Below are 26,029 nucleotides of genomic sequence, written 5' to 3'. Positions count from 1 at the left end.
CCGTGAGCGGGTGGAGGCGGCCGGGCGTGACGCGGAGGCGTTGTGCGAGGCGCTGGCGGCGCTGGAGGAGGACTTCACCCGGATCACCGACACCGCCTCCCAGCGCGCCAAGGGCAGCCGTACGGCGCCTAACCGGTCGCTCGTCCACTCCGACACCCGGCGCTCCGCCACCGCACGGATCGGCGGCACCGTCCTGGACGCCATGGCGCCCCTGGACCCGCTGATGACCAGCGCCGCGTGGCTCATGGCCCAGCTCGGCGCCCGGGTGGAGCGGCGGGCCGTCGAGGTCTACGAGAAGCTGTCCGCCGCCTCCGGCGAGGAACGGGTCAACCTCGCCGACTTCTGGTTCGCCTCCATGCCGATCCTGCACGGAGGCGCGGTCACCGACGCACAGGAGGTGCTGGCGGAGTTCCAGCGCCGCTGGGCACGGATCATCCCGCTGCCGGACGGGGCCGGGCGGGTGCGGGCGACCCACTCGTCCGTCGCGTCCCAGGTGGCCGAGGCGTTCCCCCCGGCCCCCGTGGCCTGGACCGCCGCCCGCTACCTCAGCCCCGATGTGCTGATCGCCGCCCGCGACACCGAGGCGATCGGCAGGGGCGACTTCGAACTCGTCCTCGGCGAACTGCACCTGGCGTCCAACACCATGGGCGCCTCGCTGTTCGTCAGCCAGCACCCCGAGCCGGCGGAACTCCTCCGGCTCACCGGCCAGGACCACCCCGGCCCCCGCCTGCTGCCCCTGCTGCCCAAGGAGCACAAGGCACGGCTCTCCACCAGGGTGCGCAATGTGCTGGTCCGGCCGGAGGACTACTACGTCGCCCTGATGGAACTCACCGCCGACCCGCACCGGGACCGCACCGTGCTCAGCGCCGACGCCCACGTCGTCCGGCGCGACGGCCGGCCGGTCGTCGTACTGCCCGACGGCACGGAGTTCCCCGTCACCGATGTGTTCGGCCACGTGCTCACCACCCTGGCCATGGACCTGTTCCGGCTGTTCCCCGACGCGGATCATGTGCCGCGGGTGATGGTGGACAAGCTGGTGGTGAGTCGTGAGTCGTGGCGGTTCACGGGTGGGGAGTTGGGGTTCGCGGAGGAGAAGAGTGAGGCCCGGCGGTATGTGCGGGCGCGGAACTGGCGCAGTGAGCGGGGGTTGCCGCGCTATGTGTTCGTGGTGTCGCCGACGGAGCCGCGTCCGTTCTATGTGGATTTCGACGCTCCGGTGTATGTGAACATCCTGGCCAAGGCCGCTCGTCGGCTGGCGAGGAAGGATCCGGAGGCGAAGCTCACGGTCACGGAGATGCTGCCCAGTCCCGAGCACGCGTGGCTGACCGACGACCGGGGCAACGCCTACACCTCCGAACTCCGCTTCGTCGCCGTCGACCAGCACGACTGAGAACACCGAAGACCCTCGCACGGGGTGTCCGGCCGCAGCGGCCGGGCACCCCGTCGTCATGTCCGGGGCCGGACCGAGGTACGGGGAGCCGGCCGGTGCGGCCGGGGCACCGCCCGTCGACGGAGTGGGCTGCCGAGCCCCCGCGTCCTCCGCCTCCGCCGGGCGCGGGAGACAGCACGGAGCCCGGCCGGAGCGTGTGCTCCGGCCGGGCTCTGTCCGGTCCTCCACCCCGGGACGTCAGTCCAGCACCGAGGCCAGGGTCGAGGCCAGGGACGTGACGTGGGGCAGGCGCATGACCCCGAAGTGGTCGCCGGGGACCCGGTGGACCTCGACGCCGGAGTTCAGCTCCCGCCAGCGGCTCAGGTACTCCTCGTACGACTGGCCGAGGGCCACCTCGTGCTCACCGCGGGCGAGTTCGTCGCTGATGATCAGATGCAGCGTGCCGGGGACGTGGTGGTGCCGGTAGGTGAGCGTCATCTCCATCACCTCGCGCCAGATCCGGGCCGACGGAAGCCAGACATCGGCCCCGTTCCGCTCGGGGAGCACGATCCCGGTCTCCGGGTCGGCATCGTCCACCAGGTGGTCCAGCAGCTTCAGGATCTCCTCGCGCAGCGCACCCGTGTCCTCCTCCGGGCCGGCGGCGGCCAGCTCCTCCAGCTTGGCGGTGCAGCTCTCGATCAGGCGGAACTCCTCCCACAGGCCCTGCCGTTCGTGGCTGTCCAGGCCCGGATCGAGCAGGACGAACGTCACCTCCTCCCCGTCCGCCCGCAGCCGGTCCGCCATCTCGGCGGTGATGCCGCTGCCGCCGCACCAGCCCAGCAGGCGGTACGGGCCGTGCGGACGGGCCGCGCGGATCTCGGCGACGTACCGCTGTGCCATCTCCGCGGCGGTGGGCACCGGCAGCCCCGGACCGGACTGGAGACCGGGCCACTCCAGGGCGGCCACCGGCAGATCCGGCGCCAGGTGCGGGAGCAGCCGCTGGTACCAGTGGGCGCTGCCGCCGCCGGGGTGGACGCAGAAGAGCGGCGCCCGGTCGCCCTCCGCGCGCAGCCACATCAGGGCGGTGCGCGAGGTGTCCCCGTAGTCGCCGCGCTCCGCCGCGGCGGCGATGGCGTCCAGGGTGTGGTGCTCCACGAAGGCCCGTACGGTCAGCTCCAGGCCGTGGCGTTCACGGAGCAGGGCGATGGCCCGCAGAATCAGCAGGGAGTGCCCGCCGAGCAGGAAGAAGTCGTCGTGGACTCCTACCTGTTCGAGGTTGAGGACCTCCGCCCACACCTCTGCCAGGGCCCGTTCGGCCGCGGTGCGCGGGGCGACCACCTCGCCACCGGTGCCGCCGCCCGGCGCCGGGAGCGCCGCGCGGTCCAGCTTCCCGTTGGCGTTGAGCGGCAGCTCGTCCAGCCGGACCCAGGCGCTCGGCACCAGGAAACCGGGGACCTTCGCACGGAGCGCGGAACGCAGGAGCGCCGGGTCGAAACCGCCGTGCTCCGCCGGAACGATGTAGCCGACGAGCTGCTTGTCGCCGTCCGGGCCCGGACGCACGGCCGCCGCCGCCTCGCGCACACCCGGCAGACCACCCAGACCCGCCTCGACCTCACCCAGCTCGATACGGTGGCCGCGCACCTTGACCTGGTGGTCGCGGCGGCCCAGGAAGTGCAGGACGCCGTCCGGGTCCTGGCGCACCAGGTCGCCGGTGCGGTAGAGCCTGCCACCGGGCCAGGTGCCGGTGGGGTCGGGCACGAACCGGTCGGCGGTCAGCTCCGGGCGGCCCAGGTAACCACGGGCCACCCCGGGACCGCCGAGCAGCAGTTCGCCGGCGACACCGTACGGAACGGGGTGGAGGTCCTCGTCGGTGACCAGCGCGGTGGTGTGCGCGATCGGCGGGCCGATGGGGATGGGCCGGTCCGTCTGCTCCAGGGTGAGCGCGTGCTGCCCGGTGGCGAAGGTGGTGCACTCGGTCGGCCCGTACATGTTGCTGACCCGCAGCCCGTGGCCGAGCGCGGCCCGTACCCGGCTCGCGGAAAGCACATCCCCGCCGGTCAGCAGCGTACGCAGACCGGTCAGCGTGTCCGGGCAGCTCTCCACCATCAGATGGAAGAGGCTGGTCGTCAGGAACGCCACGGTCACCCCGTGCTCGCGCAGCACCTCGGCGATGCCCGCGGTGGTGGGAGTGCCGGGCGGGGCGAACGCCAGCCGGCCGCCGTTGGCGAGCGTGCCCCACAGCTCGAAGGCGGAGGCGTCGAAGGCCAGCGGAGAGACCACCAGGACGGTGTCTTGCGGCCCGATCTCCGCATGGTTCTCGTCGTGCACCAGACGCACGACATTGCGGTGGGTGACCTGGACGCCCTTGGGGCGACCGGTGGATCCGGAGGTGTAGATGACGTACGCGGTGTTGTCGGCGGAGATGCCCGCCTCAGGGGCGGTGGGAGGCTGTGCCTCCCACTCGTCCCGCACGGTGTCCAGGAGCACCGTCGGGACATCCCCGGGGAGCCGGTCCGCCAGGTCGGAGCGGGTGACCAGCAGCCGGGCACCGGAGTCGGAGAGCAGATAGCCGATCCGCTCCTCGGGGTACTCCGGGTCGACCGGTACGTAGCAGCCGCCCGCCTTGACCACGCCGAGCAGGGCGACCGCCGTCTCCGTGCCGCGCTCCAGGCAGACCGCCACGGGGTCCTCGGCGCGCACCCCGCGGGCCCGCAGCAGGTGGGCGAACCGGTTGGCGCGCTCCTCCAACTCGCCGTAGGTCACGGTCGAGTCCCGGTCGACCAGGGCCACCGCCCCGGGGTCGGCGCCCCGGCCGATCAGCTCCGGCAGGGTCACCTCGGGCGGCAGCCGACGGGGCACCGGACCGGAGGCGCCTTGGGCCAGGCCGACGGCACGGAAGGACGCGGGAGAGGACTCCGGCCGCTCGGCCATGGTCCGCAGCACCTCCACGAACGTGGCGGCCATCGTCTCCAGCCGGGCCCGGTCGGCCCAGCCCGGCCGGCAGGTCATCCGCAGCTCGCCCGGGAAGGTCCACACGTCGAAGGTGAACTCGTTGGGGCTGCTGTCGGTGACCGCCTCGGGGGCGGAGCCGGACTGGTCCAGTACATGGAAGTCGAGGTAGCCGAAGATCACGTCGACCAGCGGGACCCCTGTGCCCCATTCCCGCTGCATGGCGGGCAGGGGGTACCGGCGGTGCGGCCAGATGGCGGCCTCCTCCGCGAAGACCGCGCGCAGCAGCTCCTCCCAGCTCGGTGTTTCCAGGTCGACCGCGAACGGCACGGTGTTGAGGTACATGCCGCGCACCTCGTCGCCGTCCGGGAGTTCGGGGCGGCCGTTGCAGACGGCTCCGGCGAAGAAGCGGCGCTGTCCGGAGATCAGGCCCAGCAGCTTGAGATGGGCGGTGTAGAGCACCGTCTTGAGCGAGGTGCCGGTACGGGCCGCCAGGGCGCGCAGCTCCGGGTCCAGCCCGGCCCAGGAGACCCGGACCTCGTGGGCGGGCCCGCCCGACTCCGTCGGCGCGGTGGGCGCGGGCAGCTCCAGGCGCGGGAAGGCGTCGATCCTGCTCTGCCAGAACTCCCGGTCCCCGGAGGACTGTGACGCCTGCCGTTCCAGGGCGATGAAGTCGGCGTAGCGGGCGCGCGGCGGGGGTGTGACGGCGCAGTCGGCGTCCTCGCGGATACGGCCGTAGTCGGCGCGGATCTCCTGGATCACCGAGTGGTGGCTCCAGCCGTCCAGGATCGCGTGGCACTCCGTGTGGGTGAGCGTCCAGGTGCGTTCACCGGTGCGGTGCACGTGGTAGCGCAGCAGCGGGGCGCGTTCCAGGTCGAACGGTACGCGCTGCTCGGCGGCGCGGAACTCCGCGACGGCGGCGCGCTGTCCGGCCCGGTCCAGCTCCCGCAGATCGGTGAACCCGACCTCCGCCTCGGCCTTCTCGTGCACGAGCTGGAGCGGTCCGGAGAAACCGGACAGCCGGAAGGAGGTACGGAGGATCTCGTGCCGGTCGACGAGGCGCCGGATCGCCTCCCGCAGCGCCGGCAGGTCGAAGGGGCCGTCGTCGGTGAAGTGGAAACTGCTGACGTTCTGGTAGGTGTTGGCGTCCGGATCGGCCAACAGCTCGTAGACCATCCCGGCCTGGACCTCGCCCAGCGGGTAGGCGTCGGCCAGTCCGTCCGGGAGCCGTTCGAGGTCGGCCGGGTCCAGCTGCGTGAACGGGGCGACCAGCTCGTGCCCCCGCCCGTTGCCGCTGGTCCCGGTGGCGACGGTGGCGAGCTGGGCGACCGTGGGGTGGGTGAAGAGGTGCTGTACGGACAGGGCCAGGCCGCGGGCCGTCAGCGCCCCCACCGCGCGGATCGCCCGGATGGAGTCGCCGCCCAGGTCGAAGAACCGGTCGTGGATACCCACCCGGTCGAGGTCCAGTGCGGCGGCCAGTTCCTCGGCGATGGTCCGCTCCACCGGGGTGCGGGGCGCGGTGTACTCACCGGCCCGGCTCTCCCGGCTGCGGTCCGGGGAGGGCAGCGCCTTACGGTCGGTCTTTCCGCTCGCGGTCAGCGGCAGGGCGTCGAGCACCGTCCAGTCGCCGGGCACCATGGCGTCCGGCAGCCGCTCGCGGAGCCAGGTCCGTACGGCGCCGGGGTCCGGAGCACCGGCCTCCGGGGACCCCGTTGCGGGGTGGCCGACGAGGTGGGCCACCAGCCGCCCGTCGTGCACCGTGACGGCCGCGGCGGTGACCGAGGGGTGCTCGTGCAGGACCGCCTCGATCTCGCCCAGCTCGATGCGCTGGCCGCGGATTTTCACCTGGTGGTCCATCCGGCCCAGGTAGTCGATGGAGCCGTCCGGCAGATGGCGGGCCAGGTCGCCCGTGCGGTAGAGCCGCCCGCCCGGCTCCCCGCCGAAGGGATCGGGGACGAACCGGTCGGCGGTCAGCGCGGGCCGTCCCGGGTAGCCCCGGGCCAGCTGGACACCGCCCAGCAGCAGCTCTCCCGGCACCCCGACCGGGACCGGCCGCAGGGCCGCGTCCACGATGTAGGTACGGGTGTTGGCGATGGGCCTGCCGATGGTGACGCGTTGTCCGGGCACGCAGGGGGCGTGGGTCACGTCCACGGCGGCCTCGGTCGGCCCGTACAGGTTGTGCGGAGCGATCCCGAGGCGCTCCGCCGACGCGGTGACCAGGTCTCCCGGCAGTGCCTCGCCGCTGCAGACGATGCGCCGTACCGAGGGCAGAGCGGGCACGGAGCCCGCGAGGAACGCGCGCAGCATCGACGGGACGAAGTGCAGGGTGGTGATGGACTGCTCGGCGATGGTCCGGGCGAGGTACGCCGGATCCCGGTGACCTCCGGGGCGTGCCATCACCAGGGTGGCGCCCGTGATCACCGGCCAGAAGAACTCCCAGACCGAGACGTCGAAGCCCATCGGGGTCTTCTGGAGCACCCGGTCGGTGGCGTCGAGGCCGAACTCCCGCTGCATCCAGTGCAGCCGGTTGACGATCGCCCGGTGCTCCACCAGCACCCCCTTGGGGCGGCCGGTGGACCCGGAGGTGTAGATGACGTACGCGGCGTCGTCCGGGCCGGAGGAGCCCCCGGGCAGGGCCGGGGCCCCGTCGGGCAGCATTCCGCCGCGCGCCAGGGGCACGACCGCGACATCCTCCGGCACCCCGTCCGGGCCGGCCCCGGTGTCGGTGAGCACGACCCGGGCGCCGGAGTCGGAGAGCATGTACCGGCGGCGCTCCGCAGGGAGATCCGGCTCCAGCGGGAGGTAGGCGCTGCCCGCCTTGAGCACACCGAGGAGGGCCACCAGCAGCCCCCGGGAGCGCTCCAGGCACACCCCGGTCACGGTGCCGGGACCGGCCCCCCGCGCCCGGAGCGCGTCGGCCACCGCCTCCGCGCGGCGGTCAAGCTCCGCGTAGCCGAGCGTGCCGTCCTCGTCGGCCACCGCCACTGCGTCCGGGGTCGCCGCGGCCTGGGTCTCGAACAGCCCGTGCAGCGTGCCGGTGGGGAACGGGACGGCGGTGTCGTTCCAGTGGTGGACGACCTGCTCCAGCTCCGCCGGGGACATCAGCTCCAGCTCGGCCACCGGGACGTCGGGCTCGGCCACGGCGGCGGTGAGCAGCCGGACGAAGTGATCGGCCATGCGGGCGGCCGTCGCCGCGTCGAACAGCGCGGTGGCGTAGTTGAGTCCGCCGGAGAGCGAACCGTCCGGCTGCTCGGTGACACCGAGCGTCAGATCGAACTTGGCGGTGGTCTCACCGACCGCGAGCCGCTCCACCACGAGCGTCTCCGCACCCCCGGCGTTCGCCTCCGAGGCCTCACCGTCGGCGCCCTCCCAGAGGAACAGGGCGCCGAACAACGGAGTACGGGAGGGATCGCGCTCCGGAGCCAGCGCGTCCACCAGCCGTTCGAAGGGCACCTCCTGGTGGCCGTAGTCGTCCAGCGAGCCTTCCCGCACCCGGTCCAGCACCTCGCCGAAGCCGGGGGCTCCCGAGAGGTCGGTGCGCAGGACCAGGGTGTTGAGGAAGAGCCCCAGCATGTTCTGGGTCTCGGTCCGGTCCCGGCCGGACACGGGGGTGCCGACGGCGATGTCGGTGCTGCCCGAGTACCGGCCGAGCAGCACCTGGAACGCGGCGAGAGCGGCCATGAACGGGGTGGCGCCGCGTTCGCGGGCCAGCCGGGAGAGCCGGCCGGCGACGTCGGCCGGCACGGTGAAGGGCGCCACGGCCCCGCTCTCGTCCCGGACCGCGGGCCGCGGCCGGTCGGTGGGCAGCTCCAGCGGCGTGAGCCCCGCCAGCCGCCCGCGCCAGTGGGCGAGGCCCTCCCGGAGCTTCTCCTCGGTGAGCCGGGCCCGCTGCCAGACGGCGAAGTCCGCGTACTGGAGAGCCGGCGCAGCAGGTTCCGGATGCTCCTCCCCGGCAATCGACCGGCGGTAGTGCGCCATGAGTTCACGCACCATCAGCTCTTCCGACAGGCCGTCCGCCGCGATGTGGTGCACGGTCAGGAAGAGAACGTGCTCCTCGGCCGAGCAGCGGGCCAGGACGGCCCGCAGCACGGGTCCCTCGGCCAGGTCCACCGGCCGCCGCCCGGAGGTGCCCAGCACCGCCAGCCGGCGTGCGCGGTCCGCCGGGGCCAGCCGGGCCAGATCCTCCTCGGCGAGGTTCACCGGCGCGGGCGCGTCCACGATCTGGACCGGGTCGCCGTCGACGACCTGGTAACGGGTGCGCAGCACTTCGTGCCGTGCCACCAGCGCGTCCAGCGCACCCCGCAGCGCTTCGGGAGCCAGGGGGCCGCGCAGCCGTAGCGCGGCCGTCATGAGGTAGGTGGTTGAGCCCGGGCTCAGCCGGTCCAGCACCCACAGCCGCTGCTGGGCGGAGGAGAGCGGCAGCGGACCGCCGCGCGGGGCGCGGGGGATGCCGTCGGACGGGGCGGGGGCGGCCGCGCCGCGCAGCCGCTGCCTGAGCAGGCGGGCGCGGAGGTCCGCGGGGTCGAGTGTCTGGTGGGTCATCGTGCGCCTTCCGGGTTCAGCAGTTCCGCGACCTCTGCGTCGGAGAGCTGGGCGACAGCGGCCTCGACGGCCTCGGTGACGGCCGCCGCGAGGGCGGTGACGGTGGTGTGTTCGAAGAGGCGGCGCAGCGGAAGTTCCACCGCGAAGGCCTCCCTCAGCCGGGCCAGGACCCGGGTGGCCAGCAGCGAGTGCCCGCCGAGGGCGAAGAAGTCGTCCTCGGCACCGACCCGGTCGACCCCGAGCGCCTCCGCCCAGATGGCGGCGACCGCCTCCTCGACCGGGTCCCGGGGCGCCACATAGGCGCGTTCGAGAGTGGTGGCGGGGGCGGGCAGGGCCTTGCGGTCGATCTTCTGGCTGGCGGTCATCGGCAGGGAGTCCAGCACGGTCCACAGCGCCGGAACCATGTAGTCGGGCAGCCCCTCCCGCAAATGCTCACGGAGCGTCTCCGGGTCAGGAGCGGGGGCGCCGTCCAGGCCGGTCACATAGGCGGCCAGCCGGCGGTCGCCCGGGGTGATCTCGGGCGCGGTCACCGCCGCCGCACCGACGCCGGGATGGCCGGTGAGGGCCGCCTCGATCTCCCCGAGTTCGATGCGCAGCCCGCGGATCTTCACCTGCTGGTCGATCCGGCCCAGGAACTCCAGGGTGCCGTCCGGCCGGTAGCGCACCAGGTCACCGGTGCGGTACAGCCGCTCGCCCGTGCCGCCGAACGGATCGGGCACGAACTGTGCGGCGGTCAGCTCCGGGCGTCCGTGGTAGCCGCGGGCCAGCCGGACACCGCCGACACAGAGTTCGCCGGGCACACCGATCGGTACGGGGCGCTGCCCGGCGTCCAGGACGTAGGCCCGGGTGCCCGCGAAGGGGCGGCCCAGTGGCATGGAGGCGGTGTCCCGTTCCCCGCTCTGCCCGGCCGGACCGGTGTGCAGCAGGCAGGTGACGGTCGCCTCCGTGGGGCCGTAACAGCAGACGAACCGTCCGGGCAGCCCGCTCGCGGCCCACTGCCGGGCGTCGGCCACGGTGACCACGTCGCTGCTGAGGTTGATCAGCTTCAGCCCGGTGAGCACGCTCGTGTCGTAGTTCATCGCCTCCCGGTAGTAGGCCGGGGTGGTCTCCATGACCGTGACACCGTGTTCGGCCAGCCGGGTGGGGAGCTCGGCCGGGCTCCAGAACAGCGGGTCGGCGATCACCACGGCGGCACCGGTCAGCAGCGGGGCGGCGATCTGCTCCATCGAAACGTCGAAGGTGAGGGAGGAGAGCTGGACCACGCGTTCACCGGGGCCGATTCCGTACGCGTCGGCGGCGATGCGGCAGTGGTGGGCGTAGGCGCGGTGGTCGATCATCACCCCCTTGGGGCGCCCGGTGGAGCCGGAGGTGTAGATCACGTAGGCCAGGTTCTCCGGGGCCGCCGGAACGTCCGGCAGCGCCCCCTCGGCGCCGTCGGCGGCCAGGGCGTCCACGGTGAGCACCCGATGGCCGGCGCCGGTGAGGGTGTCCGCGTGCTCGGACGTGGTGACCAGGAACCGGGCCCCGGCGTCCTCGACGGTCCGCAGGAGGCGCTGCCGGGGATGACGGGGGTCCAGCGGTACGTAGACCGCACCCGCCCGCAGCACACCGAGCAGGGTGACCACGGCGTCGATGCCGCGTTCCTGGCAGGAGGCCACCGGGGCCTCCGGACCGGCCCCCAGGGCTCGCAGACGCCGGGCGAAGCGGGCGGAGCGGGCCTCCAGAGCGGCGTAGTCGAGCTCCTCCTCGCCGAAGACCAGGGCAGTGGCGTCCGGGGTGCGGGCGGCCTGCCGGACGAACAGCTCCGGCACGGTTAGCCCGCGTTCGTCCTCGGGGACGATCTCCGGCAGCCGGGCGGCGTACGGGTCGGGCCAGACGTCCAGCAACTGCCGGCGCTCGGCGTCCGGCATCAGCTCCAGCTCGGCCACGGCGGTGCCCGGCGCGGCGGTCACCGATTCCAGCAGGCGCAGGTAGTGGGCGGCCAGCCGTTCCACGGTGGAGCGGTCGAAGAGCGCGCTCGCGTACTCGAACCAGCAGTGCATCCGTCCGTCGGGACGCTCCTTCACGGTCAGTGTCAGGTCGAACTTGGCGGTCCGCGGCCCCGCGTTGAGCGGTTCGGCCGCCAGCCCGCCGAGCGTGGAGGTGAGCCCGCCCATGTGCTGGTGCTCGAACATCACCTGGAACAGGGGGTTGCGGGAGAGGTCGCGGTCGGTCGCCAGCTCGTCCACGAGCTGCTCGAACGGGACGTCCTGGTGGGCGAACGCCTCCAGGCAGACCTCCTTCACCCGCTCCAGCAGTCCGGTGAAGGCCGGGTCCCCGCTCAGGTCCGTACGGATGACCAGGCTGTTCACGAAGAGGCCGAGCAGCCCCTCCGTCTCCTCCCGGGTCCGGGCGGCCACCGGAACGCCCACCGCGATGTCCGTGCGGCCCGTGTAGTGGTGCAGCAGCACCTGGAACGCGCCGAGCAGCGTCATGAAGGGAGTCGCGCCCGACCGCTCGCCCAGCTCCGTCACCGCCCGGCCCAGGGCGTCGGGGACGTCGACGACGACGGTGTCGCCGGCCGCGTCGCGGGTGGCGCCGCGCGGCCGGTCGGACGGCAGCTCCACCGGGGTGAGACCGCCGAGGCGCTCCAGCCAGTGCTCGAGCTGACGAGCGGTCTCCGGGGTGTCCTCCTGGGCGCGCTGCCATGCGGCGAAGTCCGCGTACTGGACCGGCCCCGGACGGAGCGGCGCGTCCCGGCCCGCGGCGAACGCGGTGTAAGCGGTGTCCAGGTCACGCAGGAACACCTTGGTCGACCAGGCGTCGAAGGCGATGTGGTGGGCGGCCAGGGCCACCCAGTGGTCCTCGGGAGCGGCGCGGATCACCGTGACCCGCAAGGGGTGTTCGGCCGCCAGGTCGAAGGGGACGCGCAGGACCTCCTCCAGCAGCTCCCGGGCACGGACGGGCCCGTCCCCGGCGCCGGAGAGGTCCACCTCCCGGTACGCCACCGGACCCGGTGGGTCGATGAGCTGCACCGGGCTGCCGTCCCGGTCCGCGTACCGGGTGCGGAGCACCTCGTGGACCCGTGCCACCTCGTCCAGAGCCTGCCGGAAGGCCTCGGTGTCCAGCGGGCCGTGCAGGCGCAGGGCCAGCGGGATCAGGTACTCCTGGCTCCCCGGCTCCAGCCGGTCCAGGAACCACATGCGCTGCTGGCCGAAGGAGAGCGGCAGCACACCGTCCCGCGGCACCGGAACGATCCCGCCCGGTCCCTGACCGGGTTCCTCCGCCTGAGCGGCTCCGGCGGCCCGGTCGATGCGGGCGGCCAGGGCGGCGGCGGTGCGGTCGGCGAAGAGGTCGGCGACCGTCATCTCGATGCCGAAGGCACGGCGCAGCCCGAGAACCAGCCGGATGGCGAGCAGCGAGTGGCCGCCCAGTCCGAAGAAGTCGTCATCGGGTCCCGGTTCGGGAATCTCCAGGACCGAGGCCATGGCCGCCACGACGGCCTGTTCCGTCGCCGTACGGGGAGCGGCGCGGTCCGGCCCGGTCGCGGCGGACAATGCCACGTCCTCCTCGGGGCCGGGCAGCGCTCCCCGGTCCACCTTGCCGCTGGCGGTCAGGGGGAGGGCGTCCAGCAGGACCAGCCGGGAGGGCACGACCGCGGCGGGCAGACGCGCGGCGAGGTGGGCCAGCAGCTCGGCCCGCAGCCCGGCCGGGTCCGTTCCGGCGGCAGGCACGGCGTAGGCGGTCAGCTCCAGCTGGTCGTGCGCCCCGGGTCGGGCCACGACCGCCGAAGCGGTCGCCGCGGGATGGGCGAGCAACACGGCCTCGATCTCGGCCGGCTCGACCCGGACACCGTGGATCTTCACCTGGTCGTCGCTCCGGCCCAGGAACTCCAGGGTCCCGTCAGCCCGCCAGCGGACCAGGTCGCCCGTGCGGTACCAGCGCCCGCCGGGCACCGTGGCGTACGGGTCGGCGCCGAACCGCTCGGCCGTCCGCCCGGGGCGGCCGAGATATCCCCGGGCCAGCCCCGCCCCTCGTACGCACAGCTCACCGGGGACCCCGACCGGGACCAGCAGGTCGGCCCGGTCCACCACGGAGACACCCACACCGGTCAGGGGAGCGCCGATGGCGACCGTGCCGGATCCGGGCAGCCCCTCGCCCGTGTAGCGGTGGGCGGTCGAGTCGATGGAGCACTCGGTGGGGCCGTAGGTGTTGGAGACCTCCACCCCGGGCACCGCCGCGCGCAGCCGCTCGCACAGCTCGGCGGGCAGTGGTTCCCCCGCCGAGCTGACCAGCCGCAGCGCGGTGCAGCGGGAGAGGGCCGGCTCCTGTACGAGCAGCCGCAGCACCGAGGGCACCAGCTGGAGCAGGGTGACCCGGTGGCGGGCCATGGCGGCGGCCATCACGGACGGGTCCCGGTGCGCGTCCGCCGGCGCCATCACCACGGTGCCGCCGGAGACCAGCGGGGAGAGGAACTCCCAGAGGGAGGCGTCGAACCCGATGGTGGTCTTCTGGAGCAGCCGGTCCGCGGCGGTCATCGCGTACGCCTCCACCGACCACAGCACCCGGTTGCGCAGCCCGCCGTGGGTCACCACCACGCCCTTGGGAGTACCGGTGGATCCGGAGGTGTACACCACGCAGGCCGCCTCGTCCGGACCGGCCTGGTGGGGGAAGGCCGCGGGCGAGGCGTCCGGACCGGCCCCGGCCCACTCGGCGTCCAGCGCACGCACCGGGGTGTCCCCGCCGAAGCCGTCGCGCAGCGCCTCCTCGGTGAGCACCAGCGCCGCCCCGGAGTCCGACAGGAGGAACTCCCTCCGGCCTTCCGGGAGATCGGGGGCCAGCGGCACATGGACACCGCCGACGGCCAGCACAGCCAGGATCGCTGTCACCAGCTCCGGGCCGCGGTGCAGACTCACCGCGACGGGGGTGCCGGGGCGGACCCCCTCCTCCCGCAGCCGGACCGCCAGCCCGGTGATCCGGCCGGCCAGCCCGGCGTAGTCCACCGAACCTCCGTCGTACGCCACGGCTGTCGCATCCGGGGTGGCGGCCGCCCGGTCGAGCACCATCCCGACCAGGCCGTGGCCGGAGCGGTCCTGTGAGGCGGGCCGGGACGCACCCTGTCCCCAGGCGGTGAGCACGGCCCGCTCCGCCGGTGCGGTCAGCTCCAGCCGGTCCACCGGGGTGCCGGGCGAGGCGACCACCTGCTCCAGCAGATGGAGGAAGTTCTCGGCCATGCGCTCCACCCGGTCCCGGTCGAAGAGCGCGGTCGGATAGATGAACTCGCCGCCGATCGTGCCGTCCGGACGCTCCGTCAGATGGAGGGAGAGGTCGAAGGCGGAGCTGCGCGCGCCCCCGGAGACCCGGGTGACCTCCAGGCCCGGGAGCGCGAACGGGCGGCGGTGGGCGTTGTGCAGGGCGAACCCGGCCTGGAAGACCGGGTTGCGCCCCGCGTCCCGCTCCGGGGCGAGGTCCGCGACCACCCGCTCGAAGGGCACCTCCTGGTGGCTGTAGGCGTCCAGCGTGGTGCTCTTCACCCGGTACAGGAGCTCCCGGAAGTCCGGGGCACCGCCCAGGTCCGTGCGCAGCACCACCGTGTTGAGGAACAGGCCGATCAGCCGTTCCAGCCGGGCGTCGTCACGGTTGGCCAGGGAGACGCCGACCGCGATGTCCTCGGCCCCGGAGTAGCGCCCGAGCAGCAGTTGGTACGCGGCGAGCCCGGCCATGAAGAGCGTGGTGCCCTGCTCCTTGGCGAGCGCCGAGAAGCCTGCCGCGAGGGGCGCCGGCACGGTGAAGGCGACGGTGTCACCCGTGGCGTCCCACCGGGCCGGCCGGGGCCGGTCGGTGGGCAGGCCCAGTGGAGTCATGTCCGTCAGCCGGTCCCGCCAGTAACCGAGTTGGCGGCCCATCAGTTCGGGCTGCGCCGTCCACCACTCGCGCTGCCACTCCGCGTAGTCCGCGTACTGGAGTTCCAGATCCTCCGCCGCCGGGGCGCCACCGGAGGCGAACGCCGCGTACGACTCGCGCAGTTCGTCGGCGAGCAGGCCCCAGGACCAGCCGTCGAAGGCGATGTGGTGGAAGGTGAGCAGCAGGGCCCAGTCCTCCGGTGCCAGCCGGACCACGGCCACGCGCCAGGGATGCTCCCGTCGGATGTCGAGGGGCAGGGCGGCCCAGCTCGCGCCGAACTCCCGCAGGCCCTGCTCGCGCCGCTCGTCCGGGACGTCGCCGAGGTCGACCAGCTCCGGTTTCACCGGCTCCGGTTCGTCGATGATCTGGACGCCGACGCCGTCCTCGTCGGCGTACCGGGTGCGGAGCACCTCGTGCCGGGCGGCTGTCTCGGTGAGCGCGGCGTTCAACGCCTCCGTGTCCAGCGGGCCGCGGATGCGGAAGGTTTCGTGCATCAGATATTCGGTGGCGTCGCCCGACCTGAGCTGGTCGAGCAGCCAGAGCTGTTCCTGTGCGAAGGACAGCGGATAACCGCCGTCGACGGGTGCCATCGGTCGTCTCCCTGGGCAGATGATGGTGGGGCGGTGGAGCGGTCGGCGTACGGGGGCCGGGCGGCGGGTCAGTCCTGTTCGACCGGACCGCTGGAGGGCTCGGCCATGGCGACGGCGATCTTGCGGGGGCCGGTGAACGGCTCCCGGGCGTGTGCGGCCAGCATGTTGTCGACGACCAGCACATCGCCCTGCTGCCAGTCGAAGCGCCGCTGCTCGGCGCGGTAGCAGTCCCGCAGGTGTGCCACCACCTCGTCCGGCACCGGGGCGCCGTCGCCGTAGTAGGTGTTGGTCGGCAGGTCCGCTTCCTCGTACATCTCCCGCAGCGCACCGCAGAGGTCCGGTCCCAGCGTGGTGACGTGGAAGAACGTCAGGTGGTTGAACCACACGCGCTCCCCGGTCACCGGATGCCGGTGCACCGCCTCGCGGCGTGCCCGGGTCCGCAGGCCCCCCGGGGTCCACTCGGCGACGACACCGTTGCGAGCGCAGTACGCCTCGACCTCGGCACGGTCCTCGGTGTTGAAGGCGTGCTGCCAGGGGACGCCGAAGCCGTCCGTGAAGTTGCGCACCACCATCCAGCCCCGGGCGGCGAACTCCTCCCGTACCTGCGGGTCGATCGCGGCCAGCACCCGCCGGGTGTCGGCGAGCGGGGTGGAGCCCAGCGTGTCGGGCGGGGTCACGCAGAGGAAGAACAGCGTCAGCGGCCAGGTCGCCTGGTAGGAGTTCTCGTTGTGGAGGAAGATCTCCTCGGAGGGCGGATAGTCGGTCGAGGTGTAGACCTGGCCCTTGATGGTGGAGCGGGGCGAGGAGCGCTCCGCGTAGGTCAGCGGCTCGCCGCCGATGGCGCGGACCGCCCGCTCGAAGCCGTCCACGCCGTCGTCGCCGAAACCACGCAGCAGCACGGCACCGTGCTCACGCAGTCGGGCGCGGATCTCCGGCCGGGCGGCGGCCAGCCGGTCCGCCGCGGAGCCCCCGGGGGCGGCCGTCATCAGATGAGGAAGCGTCTGCCCTGACGTTCGGGACTCGGCCGAGGCCGGCGTGAACAGGGCTGAAGGGTTTGCGGTCATACCGGTCAGGGTCGGCGCACGGCTCCCGACAGGGCAGAGAACATCCGGCGGAGTCGTCGGCACGGTGGGTGCGCCCCATTCTGCGCGTCCTTCCCTGGGCCGGTCCGCCGACGCGCGGCACGCTGGCGTCACCGTGCGGCCCGGTGGCCCAACCGTCGTGCCGGGTGTCCCGTGCGGCCTTCGAGAGGATTCCCCGTGTCTGAATGGAGAACAGGTCCATGAGCAGGGTCGCCGACCACGCGGGTGCCGCACCCGCGCCACCGCCCTTGCGGCGCAATCGGGATTTCCTGCTGCTGTGGAGCGGTTCGGCGGTGGCGATCATCGGATCCACGGCGTCCACGGTGGCCTACCCGCTTCTGGTGCTCGCGGTCACGGGGTCGCCCTCCGCCGCGGGGGTGGTCGGGTTCGTGGTGCTGCTGCCCGCCCTGATCTTCCAGCTGCCGGCCGGGGTCCTGGTCGACAGCTGGAACCGCAAGCGCGTGATGATGTGGTGCGACGGACTGCGTGCGGCCGGCGCGGCGAGTGTGGTGCTGGCCTTGCTCCTGGGCGAACTCCGGCTGGCGCATGTGATGGTGGTCGGGTTCGTGGAGGGCACGCTCACGGTCCTCAACGGCCTGGCCTCCACCGCCGCCGTGCCCAACGTGGTCCACCCCAGCCAGTTGTCGGCGGCTCTCGCCGGGAACGAGGCGCGGGGCCGGGCCGCCACCATGATCGGGACTCCACTGGGGGGCATTCTCTTCGGCGTCGGCCGGGCGGTCCCCTTCGTGCTGGAGACCTTCGCGTATCTCGTCTCGCTGACCACCCTGCTGGGCATCCGGAAGGACTTCCAGACGGCCCGCCCCGGCGAACGTGCCGGGGCCGCTCCGAGCGGCGGCGCGGCGCGGGAGAGCCGCGGCACCCGGGTGCGGCGACAGGCGGGCCGGATGGCCGAGGGGCTCACCTGGCTCTGGCGTCAACCGCTGCTGCGCACCACCGCGCTCCTGGTGGCCGGGAGCAACCTGCTGTTCCGCGCGCTCTTCCTGCTGATGATCGTGCTGCTCGCCGAGGAGGGCGCGGGTCCGGCCGCGATCGGTGTGCTCGTGGGCGTGGCCGGCGGGTGCGGGATGCTCGGGGCGCTGGTCGCCGGCCGGATCGGCCGCACCCTCAGGATGAACTCCCTGGTGATCGGGGCCAACTGGGTGTGGGCACTGCTCATGTGCGTACTGGCCTTCGGGGGCGGGCTGTGGCCGGCCGCGATCGCCTACACGGCGATGTGGTTCGTCGGGCCCATCTGGAACGTGGCGGTCGGCACCTATCAGCTGGCCGTCACCCCCGACGGACTGCGTGGCCGGGTGCTGAGTGCGTCCAGCATGCTGGCCAACGGCGCGCTGTCGCTGGGGGCGCTGGCAGGAGGCCTGCTGCTGGACGGCTTCGGGGTCCGGGCCGCGGCGGCGGTGCTCGCCGGGTGGATGGTGCTCATGGCTCTGGCCGCCACCTTCTCCCGCCCGGTGCGCCGGGCCACGATGACCGCGATCACCGCCCCCGCCGAACCGGCGCCCGCCGAGGTGCCCGCTCCGGCCGAACCCCGCAAGGCACCCGCCGGGGCGACCGGGGCGGGCTCCGACGGTCACCACTGAGCAACCCGTTGTCCATCCCCTTCCCGTACGACAGATACTGGAGACCACGCCATGTTCCGGACCATGTTCAAGTCCAAGATCCACCGCGCCACCGTCACCCAGGCCGATCTGCACTACGTCGGATCGCTGACGATCGACGAGGACCTCATGGACGCCGCCGATCTGCTCCCCGGTGAGCAGGTCCAGATCGTCGACATCACCAACGGCGCCCGCCTGGAGACCTACGTCATCTCCGGGGAACGCGGCAGCGGGATCATCGGCATCAACGGAGCCGCGGCGCGGCTGGTCCAGCCGGGAGACCTGGTCATCATCATCTCGTACGCCGCCGTCGCCGACGCCGAGGCCAAGGCGCTCGTGCCCAGCGTCGTCCACGTGGACCAGCAGAACCGGCAGGTGTCGCTCACGGGTTCGGATCTGGCCGAGCCCGCGCCCGGCAGCGGCACCGTCCGGGGTGATCTCGTCCACTGACGCGGCGGAACCGCGTGTGGGCCCGAGGTCACCGATCTCGGGCCCGCACGCTGTTCGCGGCTCCCGCGTGGCCGATGCGTCAGATCAGCCCGGCTCGCACCGCGCGTGCCACCGCATGGGCCCGGTTCCGGACCTGGAGCCGGGCCATCAGCTCGTAGATGACGTTCTTGACGGTGTGCTCCGAGCAGGACAGCGCTCGGGCGATCACCGCGTTGCCGTGGCCCTCGGCGACCAGGGTGAGCACCGCTGTCTGGCGCGGGGTCAGCGGGGCTGTCCGGGCGGTACGGGGAGTGTCGGGGAGAGCTGTCGCGGGCTCGGGCCCCGACTGCTGGGAGGCGCCGAGCAAGCGCACCAGCACGCCGTAGGGAAGCCGGCCGTCGCCGTGGTGGGCCGAGTGCACGGCGGCCACCAGTTGCTCCGGAGTGGCGTCGGTGGTCCGCAGGATCGTCCGGGCCCCCGCCCGCACCGCCCGCAGCACACCGTCCGGGGAGACCGACTGGGCGGCCACCAGGACCCCGTGCCGTCTCCCGCCCCTGAGCGCGGGGGCGGGGCACGACTCGACCGCCTCGTCCACGGTCCTCCCGGCGGCCAGCACGACCAGATCGGGGCCGGGCGATCCGCCCTCCACCAGGGGGATTCCCGCCCCGGTCAGCCGGCGGTGCCAGGAGTGCCGCAGGTCGTCGTCCGCGGCGCGCACGTGGACGCGTACCGCGGTCCGGTCCGTGGCGGCACGGTGGGGCGCGGAGGCGCCGGCCGGGGTCCGGCCCGTGAGCGGCGCGGCGCTCACAGGAGACCCGCCCGGAGCGCGTAGGCGACCGCGTGGGCGCGGTTCCTCAGCCGGAATCGCTGGGTCACGTTGTGCATCACCGTCGTCACCGTCCGGACCGAGTAGGAGAGCCGTCCCGCTATCTCGCTGGTCTCGTGGCCTTCGGCCACCAGCCGGAGCACCGCACGTTCCCTGTCACTGAGCCCCGCCGCCCCCCAGGCATCGGCGACACCCGCCCCGGCGTCCTCCGTACGCTGCTCCAGCAGCCCGTCCAGCAGATCGGGCGGCACCGTGCAGTCCCCGCTCGCCGCGGCCAGCACGGCGTGGGCCAGTCGCGGGCCGCTGGTCTCCCGGCGGCGCAGCAGACCCCGGGCACCCGTGGCAATGGCGTGCAGCGCCTCCGGCGGGCTCAGCTCGGTGGCGACCAGGACAACCTCCGGGCGGTGGTCAGCGGCCCGGGTACGGCGCAGCAGGTCCAGAACCGGGTCGGCCACCCGGTCGACCACGACGACCGTCACGTCCGGAAGCTCGCCCCCGACGGCGGGCAGGATCTCCGGGCTGCTCGCCAGGGCGCTCAAGGTGCCTGCCTCCAGCACCGGGTCCACAGCGACGACGCTCACGCGCACCGTATTCCTCATGGGTCTTCCTCCTCGCTCGGCAACGGCTCTCGCCGGTCTCACCGAGCATCGGGGTCGAGGGCGCGCCGGACATCGGTACACCACCCCCAGATTTCCGCGGTGCCCCCACCTCCGATCGCCCCCGCGATGTACATGAGCGCGGAACAGCCCCCGTGCGCGTCCGGAAACGCACGGGGGCCGTGTGTGAGGGTCGGCTCTGACCTGCGAGAAGTCGGTTCCTGGCCAAGAGGTATGGGGGTGCAGCCGAAATATGGGGGGCCGCTCCCCAGACGCGGCCCGCTCAGACGGTCTCGGCGGTCCTGGGTTCCGGGAGGAAGCCGGCGATCTCGTGGCCGACACCGGCCGCGCGAGCCTCGCGCACTACCAGTCCGGCCAGTGCCAGGTCCAGTACCCCGAGGCCGAACGGCGAGAACAGAGTGGTGCGTGCCGGGTCCCGCGGGCCCGGTTCCGCGTCCCTCAGGAGCTCGCCGAGCGTGGCGCCGATGAACGAGCGGCTGCCCACCCGCGTCTCCGCCAGATGGACCGACGTGGCCGCCCGGCAGACATGGTCGGGGTCGTCCACCACGTTCACCGCGTCCAGGACGCCCTCGACCGTGACGTCCCGGAGGGACACGTGCAGCACCAGCGTGCCCGGCAGGCACTCGTCGAGATCCAGATGGGGCACGGTGGCCGTGGTCGCCAGACTGACCAGCCGGTGCGCGGAGAGCGCCGCCCCGGCGCTCTCCGCCACGCGCACCACACGGCCGTCCCCGGCCAGTTCGGCGGCGCAGCGGTCCCGGAAGTCCGCGGCCCGCCGGGGATCCAGGTCGTGGACGGTGATGTCGGTGATCTCCGGCCGTACGACCAGGAGGAAGCGGAGCACCTCGAAGTTGATCACACCGCAGCCGATCAGCGACACACCCGTCTCCCGACCGTCCTCGGACGGCAGGGAGACCGCGGCGAGAGCGGCGCTCGCCGCGGTGCGGCGAGCGGAGATGGTGGACCCCTCCACGAGAGCCACCGGCCTGCCCGTGCGCATGGAGTTGACGATGATCGCGGCGGAAGCGCGCTCCAGACCCTCCGCGACATTCCCGGGAAAGGAGGCGATCCACTTCATCCCGGCCAGTGGCTCCGCCCCACCCAGGTACGCGGGCAGCCCGATGATCCGGTTGCCGGGGTCGTCGGGAAAGCGCAGGAACACCGAGTGCGGCAGCGACGTGTCTTCGGCGGCGTGGAGCAGATACGCCTCGCGTACGGCGTTCAGCACCTCCCGCTCCCGGTCGTCCAGAAGCCGCCGGACGTCTCCGTTGCCGATCGTCAGCATCCTGCCACCCCGGTCATCCCGCTGTTCTCGGCCACGTCGGCCACCTCGTCCTTCCACAGGTGGGACACCTCGCCGAACTGGCGCTCCACCCACCCGTCGTCGTAGATCGTGTTCAGATAACGTTCGCCACGGTCCGGCATCATCAGCACGCAGGTGGCACCGTCCGGAATGCGGTCGCCCATCTGTTGCAGGGCCGTGGCCACCGCGCCGGAGGAGCCGCCGAGCAACAGCCCTTCGCGCAGCGCCAGCCGGCGGCATCCCACCAGGCTGTCCAGATCGCTGACGTGCACCACCTCGTCGGCGAGCCCGCCCCGGTAGAGCGGGGGCCGGACCGCCGCGCCATGACCAGGGATCAGCCGGCGTCCGGTCGGCGGCCGGAAGATGGCGCTGCCCTCGGCGTCCACGGTGACCACCCGGGTGGGCAGTCCGCGGTCGTGGATCAGGTCGCCGCAGCCGCGCAGAGTGCCCGAGGAACTGATCGTGCAGAACAGGTAGTCGGGCGCGGCGCCCAGGTCCTCGACGATCTCCGCCATGGTGATCCGGTGCGCCCAGGCGTTGCGGGGGTTGGCGTACTGGTTGGGCCAGTAGGCCCCGGGCAGCGCGTCGACCAGCTCCCGCACGCGTGCGATCCGCACCGGCTGGAACTCGCCGGTGATCGGGTCGCCTTCCGTGACCGTGTGCACATCGGCGCCGAGCGCTCGCATGATCGCGATGTTCTGCGGATTGGTGCGCGGGTCCACCACGCAGATGAACCGCAGGTCCATGGCGCGGCAGGCCTGGGCCATGCCGACACCGAGGTTGCCCGAGCTGGACTCGATCACGGTGCCGCTGCCGGGGACCACCGCGCCGGTGACGACAGCGTGGCTCAGCATGGCGTAGGCGGAACGGTCCTTGATGCTGCCGCCGGTGCTGACCGACTCCAGCTTGGCCCAGACCCGGAAGCGGGCGCCGGGCACCAGCCGGGTCAGTTCCACCAGAGGCGTCCCGCCGACGGCCGAAAGCGCGCCCGTACGGTCCGGGCCGTACCCGGCGGATGCGGGGCCGGGCGGCTGAGTGGTGTCGGACGGTAGGGCTTCCTCGTCCGCAGGCCCGGCAGCCTGCGCCACGAGGGCCGACCGGTATCTCGGCTGGGAGACGGAGTTCATCGCCGGACTTCCCCTCGGTGTCGGTAGGCGGATCAGACCGGGAGGCTCTGGCATCCGGCCCTACCGGTGGCCGCCTCGGCGGCCTCGCTCTCCATCCGGTGGCGCAGACTGGCGGGGCGCATGTCCGTCCACACCCGCCCGATGTGGTCCAGGCACTCCTCTTTGCTGCCCTGGGTTCCCTCGGCCCGCCAGCCCGCGGGCAGCTCGCGCTCGGCCTGCCAGATGGAATACTGCTCCTCGTCGTTGAGTACGACGCGGTAGAGGCTCTCGGTGTGGTCGGACATCGCCGTCTCTCCTCGGTCGGTGGTCGCGCCGCGGTCGATACCGGCGCCAGAGTGAGAGTGCCTTCCGGCATCGGCCGACCGTAGAGACAAACGGGCAGCCGTGACGGCGGCGGCCGCCCGCCGGTCCTTCCCGGCCGGGCCGGGCGTCAGCTGTCGGGGCAAGGCCGGAGGGCTTCGGTACGCGGTCGGCGCCGAGCTTTCCTAAGCTGGCCGGATGAACGAAGACGCCCGGCCGCTGGCCGTGTTCGACCTCGACGGCACGCTCGCCGACACGGCCCACCGGCAGCACTTCTTGGAAGGGCCGAAGCGCGACTGGAACGGCTTCTTCGCCGCCGCCCCGGACGATCCGCCGCTGGCCGAAGGGGTGGCCCTCGTGCTCGCGAGCGCCGAGGAGTGCGAGGTCGTCTATCTGACCGGGCGGCCCGAGCGCTGCCGCCGGGCCACCGTGGACTGGCTGAGCCGTCAGGGACTGCCCGACGGAAAGCTGTTCATGCGGCGCAACGACGACCGGCGCCCGGCCCGCCGGACGAAGCTGGACATCCTCCGGCGGCTGGGCCGGTCGCGTGAGGTGCGCATGCTCGTCGACGACGACGAGCTGGTCTGCGATGCGGCCGAAGTGGCCGGATTCCCGGTGGTCCGGGCCCGCTGGTTCGACCCGTCACAGGCGCTGAAGGATGGACAGGAGCGGGACGGGCGTACCTGATCAGGCGTTTTCGTCGAGCCGGAAGCCCACCTTCAGGCCGACTTGGTAGTGCGCGATTCGGCCATCCTCGATATGACCGCGCACTTGGTTAATCTCGAACCAGTCGAGATTGTGCAACGTTTCTGCGGCTCTTGCGACGCCGTTCCGGATCGCCGCGTCGATGCCCTCCTCGGAGGTTCCTACGATTTCGGTGACCCGATAGGTGTGGTTGGACATATTTTGTCTCCTCTCTGCTGACCACGGTGCCTCAAACCCGGGTGTCGCGCGAGGGGGCGAGTGGGGCGAATGGGGACGAGCACACGCCTTGACCTACTGATTGGTCCATACCAAAATTCAGCCAAACGCCCGTGCGAGCGCCGCCCGCAATCCCCCCACACCGGGTCCTGATTTCGTCGTGCCGTTTCGCAGAAGGTGACTACGTGAAGAACCGCATACTCGTCGGAGCCGTCGCGCTCGTTTCGTCCGTCACGCTCAGCGGATGTGGCTACTTCTCCGGCTCGGGTGGTGGAGACCGCACGGTGACGGTCTGGCTGATGAAGGACAGCGTCTCGCAGGGATTCCTGGAGAAGTTCACCAGCACGTACGAGAAGGAGAATCCCTCCGTCAAGCTGGAGTTCAAGATCCAGGAGTGGGGCGGTATCGGCCCCAAGGTCCTGGACGCCCTGGAGAGCGACGACGCCCCCGATGTGATCGAGGTCGGAAACACCCAGGTCGCGCAGTACGCGGAGAGCGGCGGCCTCCGTGACCTCACCCTCGAATCGATGCGTGACCTGGGCAGCGAGGACTGGCTGCCCGGCCTCGCCCAGCCCGGCCAGATCAGCGGTGTGCAGTACGGCATCCCCTGGTACGCGGCCAACCGCGTGGTGATCTACAACAAGGACATCTTCAAGGCCGCCGGCGTGGACGACCTCCCCAAGACGCGCGCCGAGTGGATCTCGGACACCGAGAAGCTCAACACCCAGGGCAACCAGGGCATTTATCTGGCCGGTCAGAACTGGTACGTGCTGGCGGGATTCATCTGGGACGAGGGTGGCGAACTCGCCGAAGGTGGCGGCGGTGACTGGCGGGGCACGCTGGACACCCCCCAGGCGCTCGCCGGAATGAACTTCTACAAGGAACTCCAGGCGCTCGGCGAGGGGCCGGCGGACTCCGACGAGGAGAAGCCGCCGCAGAACGACGTATTCGCCAAGGGTGACGTCGCGCAGATCATCTCGCTCCCCGGCAGCGCCGCGCTCATCGAGCAGAAGAATCCCGAACTCAAGGGAAAGCTCGGCTACTTCCCCATTCCCGGCAAGACCGCCAAGGCCCCCGGCTCCGTCTTCACCGGCGGCTCGGACCTCATCGTCCCGAAGAAGGCCGACCAGCGCAGCGCAGGTATCGCCGTGGTCAAGGCGCTGGCGAGCGAGAAGTGGCAGACCGAACTCGCCCGCACCATGAGCTACGTGCCCAACAAGCCCAAGCTCGCCCACGTCGTCGAGGGCGAGGAGGGCACCGCCGCGATGGCCGAGGGCGCGAGCCAGGGCCGCGCCACGCCCAACTCCTCGCAGTGGGCCAAGGTCGAGGCGGAGAACCCGATCAAGCCGTACATGACGGCGGTGCTCACGGGCGCCGACCCCGACCTGGCGGCGAAGAAGGCCTCGGAGCGCATCACGGCCATGCTCGCCGGCAGCTGATCGGGCCGCCGGTACCCCTGGACGGCCGGACGGCGTCCTGGGGATTCAGCCGTCGCACATCCCCGCGCTCCACGGCGGACACGTCGAATCCAGCCGGTGACGGAAGAAGTAAGGGGCCGGGCCCTCGCACCCCGAGGGCCCGGCAGCCGTCCCTGCTGATCCGTCCCCGGAGACTGCCATGACCGTGCTGCCCACCGCCCCGCCCGCCCCGTTCCCCACCCGGCCCGCGCCCGCCGCTCGCCGTTCCCCCGAACCTGCCTACCGGGTCTCCCTCGCCACCGGCCAGGAGGACGTACGCGCCGCCCAGCGCCTGCGCCACCAGGTGTTCGCCGGTGAGCTGGGAGCCAGGCTGGAGGGGCCCGAACCGGGCATCGACAGCGACGCGTTCGACGCGTACTGCGACCACCTGCTGGTCCGCGAGACCGCCACGGACGAGGTCGTCGCCACCTACCGCCTGCTGCCGCCCGACCGCGCCCGGATAGCCGGACGGCTCTACGCGGAGAGCGAGTTCGACCTCACCCGTCTCGCGCCCATCCGCGACGACCTCGTCGAGGTCGGCCGCTCCTGCGTCCACCCCGCCCACCGCGACGGCGCCGTCATCGCCCTCGTCTGGGCCGGGCTCGCCCGCTACATGGAGCGCTCCGGCCACGCCTGGCTGGCGGGCTGCTGCTCCCTGCCGCTGGCCGACGGCGGCACGCTCGCCGCCCGCAGCTGGAACACCGTACGCACCGCGCACCTGGCCCCCGAGGAGTTCTGGGTCTCCCCGCACCGCCTCTGGGACGCCTCCGCACACCCGGAGGCCGGACCCGGCTCCCGGGCGGACCTGCCGCCCCTGCTCCGCGGCTATCTGCGGCTCGGCGCCTGGGTCTGCGGAGCCCCGGCGTACGACCCCGAGTTCAACGTGGCGGACCTGTACGTCCTGCTCTCGCTGCGCCGCACCGACCCGCGCTACCTGCGCCACTTCCTCTCGCTCGCCCGGCAGACGTGAGCACCGCGCGTCCCGCAGACGTGAGCACCGCGCGTCCCGCAGGCGTGA

General features: G+C 72.6%; 14 protein-coding genes and 1 pseudogene. 6 read left to right on the top strand and 9 right to left on the bottom strand.

All coding sequences use genetic code 11. The features are described 5' to 3' along the window. Window positions 1-1,390: lantibiotic dehydratase (locus IF17_RS0114620; protein WP_030565864.1), on the top strand; the 1,390-nt coding region annotated here is incomplete at its 5' end. 237 nt (window positions 1,391-1,627) lie between these two features. Here IF17_RS0114620 and IF17_RS0114615 read toward each other — a convergent pair. The 3 genes and pseudogenes from IF17_RS0114615 to IF17_RS0114605 form a co-directional block, all read right to left on the bottom strand. Continuing rightward, a pseudogene (locus IF17_RS0114615) lies at window positions 1,628-8,860 on the bottom strand (non-ribosomal peptide synthetase); the annotation flags it as partial. After that, window positions 8,857-15,333 carry a non-ribosomal peptide synthetase gene (locus IF17_RS0114610; RefSeq protein ID WP_030565860.1) on the bottom strand — a complete coding sequence of 2,159 codons (6,477 nt, stop codon included), beginning with the start codon at window positions 15,331-15,333 and terminating at the stop codon, window positions 8,857-8,859. The pseudogene IF17_RS0114615 and the gene IF17_RS0114610, both read right to left, overlap by 4 nt. 68 nt (window positions 15,334-15,401) lie before the next feature. Then, the gene (locus IF17_RS0114605; protein ID WP_030565858.1) at window positions 15,402-16,319 is read right to left on the bottom strand and encodes a TauD/TfdA family dioxygenase; all 918 of its coding nucleotides are present in this window, start codon (window positions 16,317-16,319) and stop codon (window positions 15,402-15,404) included. 296 nt (window positions 16,320-16,615) lie between these two features. Here IF17_RS0114605 and IF17_RS0114600 point away from each other — a divergent pair, with 296 nt between their 5' ends. Next, on the top strand, window positions 16,616-18,013 hold the full coding sequence (locus IF17_RS0114600; protein ID WP_237667243.1) for an MFS transporter: 1,398 nt from the start codon (window positions 16,616-16,618) through the stop codon (window positions 18,011-18,013). Between the two features lie 51 nt (window positions 18,014-18,064). Next, window positions 18,065-18,481 carry an aspartate 1-decarboxylase gene (gene panD / locus IF17_RS0114595; RefSeq protein WP_030565853.1) on the top strand — a complete coding sequence of 139 codons (417 nt, stop codon included), beginning with the start codon at window positions 18,065-18,067 and terminating at the stop codon, window positions 18,479-18,481. 79 nt (window positions 18,482-18,560) lie between these two features. On the opposite strand, the gene IF17_RS0114590 is transcribed toward panD, so the two are convergent. The 5 genes from IF17_RS0114590 to IF17_RS0114570 all read right to left on the bottom strand — a co-directional run bounded on the left by IF17_RS0114590 (window position 18,561) and on the right by IF17_RS0114570 (window position 22,617). Next, window positions 18,561-19,268 carry a response regulator transcription factor gene (locus IF17_RS0114590; protein WP_078615892.1) on the bottom strand — a complete coding sequence of 236 codons (708 nt, stop codon included), beginning with the start codon at window positions 19,266-19,268 and terminating at the stop codon, window positions 18,561-18,563. Further along, window positions 19,265-19,885: a helix-turn-helix transcriptional regulator gene (locus IF17_RS0114585; protein WP_030565850.1), complete on the bottom strand. Its 621-nt coding sequence runs from the start codon at window positions 19,883-19,885 to the stop codon at window positions 19,265-19,267. The genes IF17_RS0114590 and IF17_RS0114585 overlap by 4 nt, the downstream gene beginning before the upstream one ends. Window positions 19,886-20,165: 280 nt before the next feature. Then, a complete protein-coding gene (gene sbnB, locus IF17_RS0114580; RefSeq protein ID WP_030565848.1) occupies window positions 20,166-21,188 on the bottom strand; it encodes a 2,3-diaminopropionate biosynthesis protein SbnB in 1,023 nt (340 codons plus the stop codon). Further along, window positions 21,182-22,333, bottom strand: a complete 1,152-nt coding sequence (gene sbnA, locus IF17_RS0114575; RefSeq protein ID WP_030565846.1) for a 2,3-diaminopropionate biosynthesis protein SbnA — start codon at window positions 22,331-22,333, stop codon at window positions 21,182-21,184. The genes sbnB and sbnA overlap by 7 nt, the downstream gene beginning before the upstream one ends. Before the next feature lie 32 nt (window positions 22,334-22,365). Continuing rightward, on the bottom strand, window positions 22,366-22,617 hold the full coding sequence (locus IF17_RS0114570) for an MbtH family protein (protein WP_030565844.1): 252 nt from the start codon (window positions 22,615-22,617) through the stop codon (window positions 22,366-22,368). Between the two features lie 214 nt (window positions 22,618-22,831). On the opposite strand from IF17_RS0114570, the gene IF17_RS0114565 reads away from it, so the two are divergent. After that, on the top strand, window positions 22,832-23,320 hold the full coding sequence (locus IF17_RS0114565; RefSeq protein ID WP_030565842.1) for a phosphatase domain-containing protein: 489 nt from the start codon (window positions 22,832-22,834) through the stop codon (window positions 23,318-23,320). Here the strand turns inward: IF17_RS0114565 and IF17_RS0114560 are convergent, their stop codons facing one another. After that, window positions 23,321-23,536, bottom strand: a complete 216-nt coding sequence (locus tag IF17_RS0114560; protein WP_018513053.1) for a dodecin — start codon at window positions 23,534-23,536, stop codon at window positions 23,321-23,323. It abuts the gene before it with no gap. Between the two features lie 203 nt (window positions 23,537-23,739). On the opposite strand from IF17_RS0114560, the gene IF17_RS0114555 reads away from it, so the two are divergent. Together IF17_RS0114555 and IF17_RS0114550 are read left to right on the top strand one after the other, a co-directional pair. Beyond that, window positions 23,740-24,993, top strand: a complete 1,254-nt coding sequence (locus tag IF17_RS0114555; RefSeq protein WP_030565838.1) for an extracellular solute-binding protein — start codon at window positions 23,740-23,742, stop codon at window positions 24,991-24,993. A gap of 178 nt (window positions 24,994-25,171) precedes the next feature. Further along, window positions 25,172-25,981, top strand: a complete 810-nt coding sequence (locus IF17_RS0114550; protein ID WP_030565837.1) for a GNAT family N-acetyltransferase — start codon at window positions 25,172-25,174, stop codon at window positions 25,979-25,981. Window positions 25,982-26,029: the final 48 nt, after the last annotated feature.

This window comes from Streptomyces cyaneofuscatus (assembly GCF_000718135.1).
Classification (GTDB): domain Bacteria; phylum Actinomycetota; class Actinomycetes; order Streptomycetales; family Streptomycetaceae; genus Streptomyces; species Streptomyces cyaneofuscatus.
This window is presented reverse-complemented; position numbering and strand designations above follow the sequence as displayed.

What these genes read in the sequence shown, in the direction of transcription:
- IF17_RS0114570 (WP_030565844.1), bottom strand. Translation starts at nt 22,617, where the DNA reads ATGTCCGACCACACCGAGAGCCTCTACCGCGTCGTACTCAACGACGAG.
- IF17_RS0114600 (WP_237667243.1), top strand. Translation starts at nt 16,616, where the DNA reads ATGAGCAGGGTCGCCGACCACGCGGGTGCCGCACCCGCGCCACCGCCC.
- IF17_RS0114560 (WP_018513053.1), bottom strand. Translation starts at nt 23,536, where the DNA reads ATGTCCAACCACACCTATCGGGTCACCGAAATCGTAGGAACCTCCGAG.
- panD (WP_030565853.1), top strand. Translation starts at nt 18,065, where the DNA reads ATGTTCCGGACCATGTTCAAGTCCAAGATCCACCGCGCCACCGTCACC.
- sbnA (WP_030565846.1), bottom strand. Translation starts at nt 22,333, where the DNA reads ATGAACTCCGTCTCCCAGCCGAGATACCGGTCGGCCCTCGTGGCGCAG.
- IF17_RS0114610 (WP_030565860.1), bottom strand. Translation starts at nt 15,333, where the DNA reads ATGGCACCCGTCGACGGCGGTTATCCGCTGTCCTTCGCACAGGAACAG.
- IF17_RS0114605 (WP_030565858.1), bottom strand. Translation starts at nt 16,319, where the DNA reads ATGACGGCCGCCCCCGGGGGCTCCGCGGCGGACCGGCTGGCCGCCGCC.
- IF17_RS0114565 (WP_030565842.1), top strand. Translation starts at nt 22,832, where the DNA reads ATGAACGAAGACGCCCGGCCGCTGGCCGTGTTCGACCTCGACGGCACG.
- IF17_RS0114550 (WP_030565837.1), top strand. Translation starts at nt 25,172, where the DNA reads ATGACCGTGCTGCCCACCGCCCCGCCCGCCCCGTTCCCCACCCGGCCC.
- IF17_RS0114585 (WP_030565850.1), bottom strand. Translation starts at nt 19,885, where the DNA reads ATGAGGAATACGGTGCGCGTGAGCGTCGTCGCTGTGGACCCGGTGCTG.
- sbnB (WP_030565848.1), bottom strand. Translation starts at nt 21,188, where the DNA reads ATGCTGACGATCGGCAACGGAGACGTCCGGCGGCTTCTGGACGACCGG.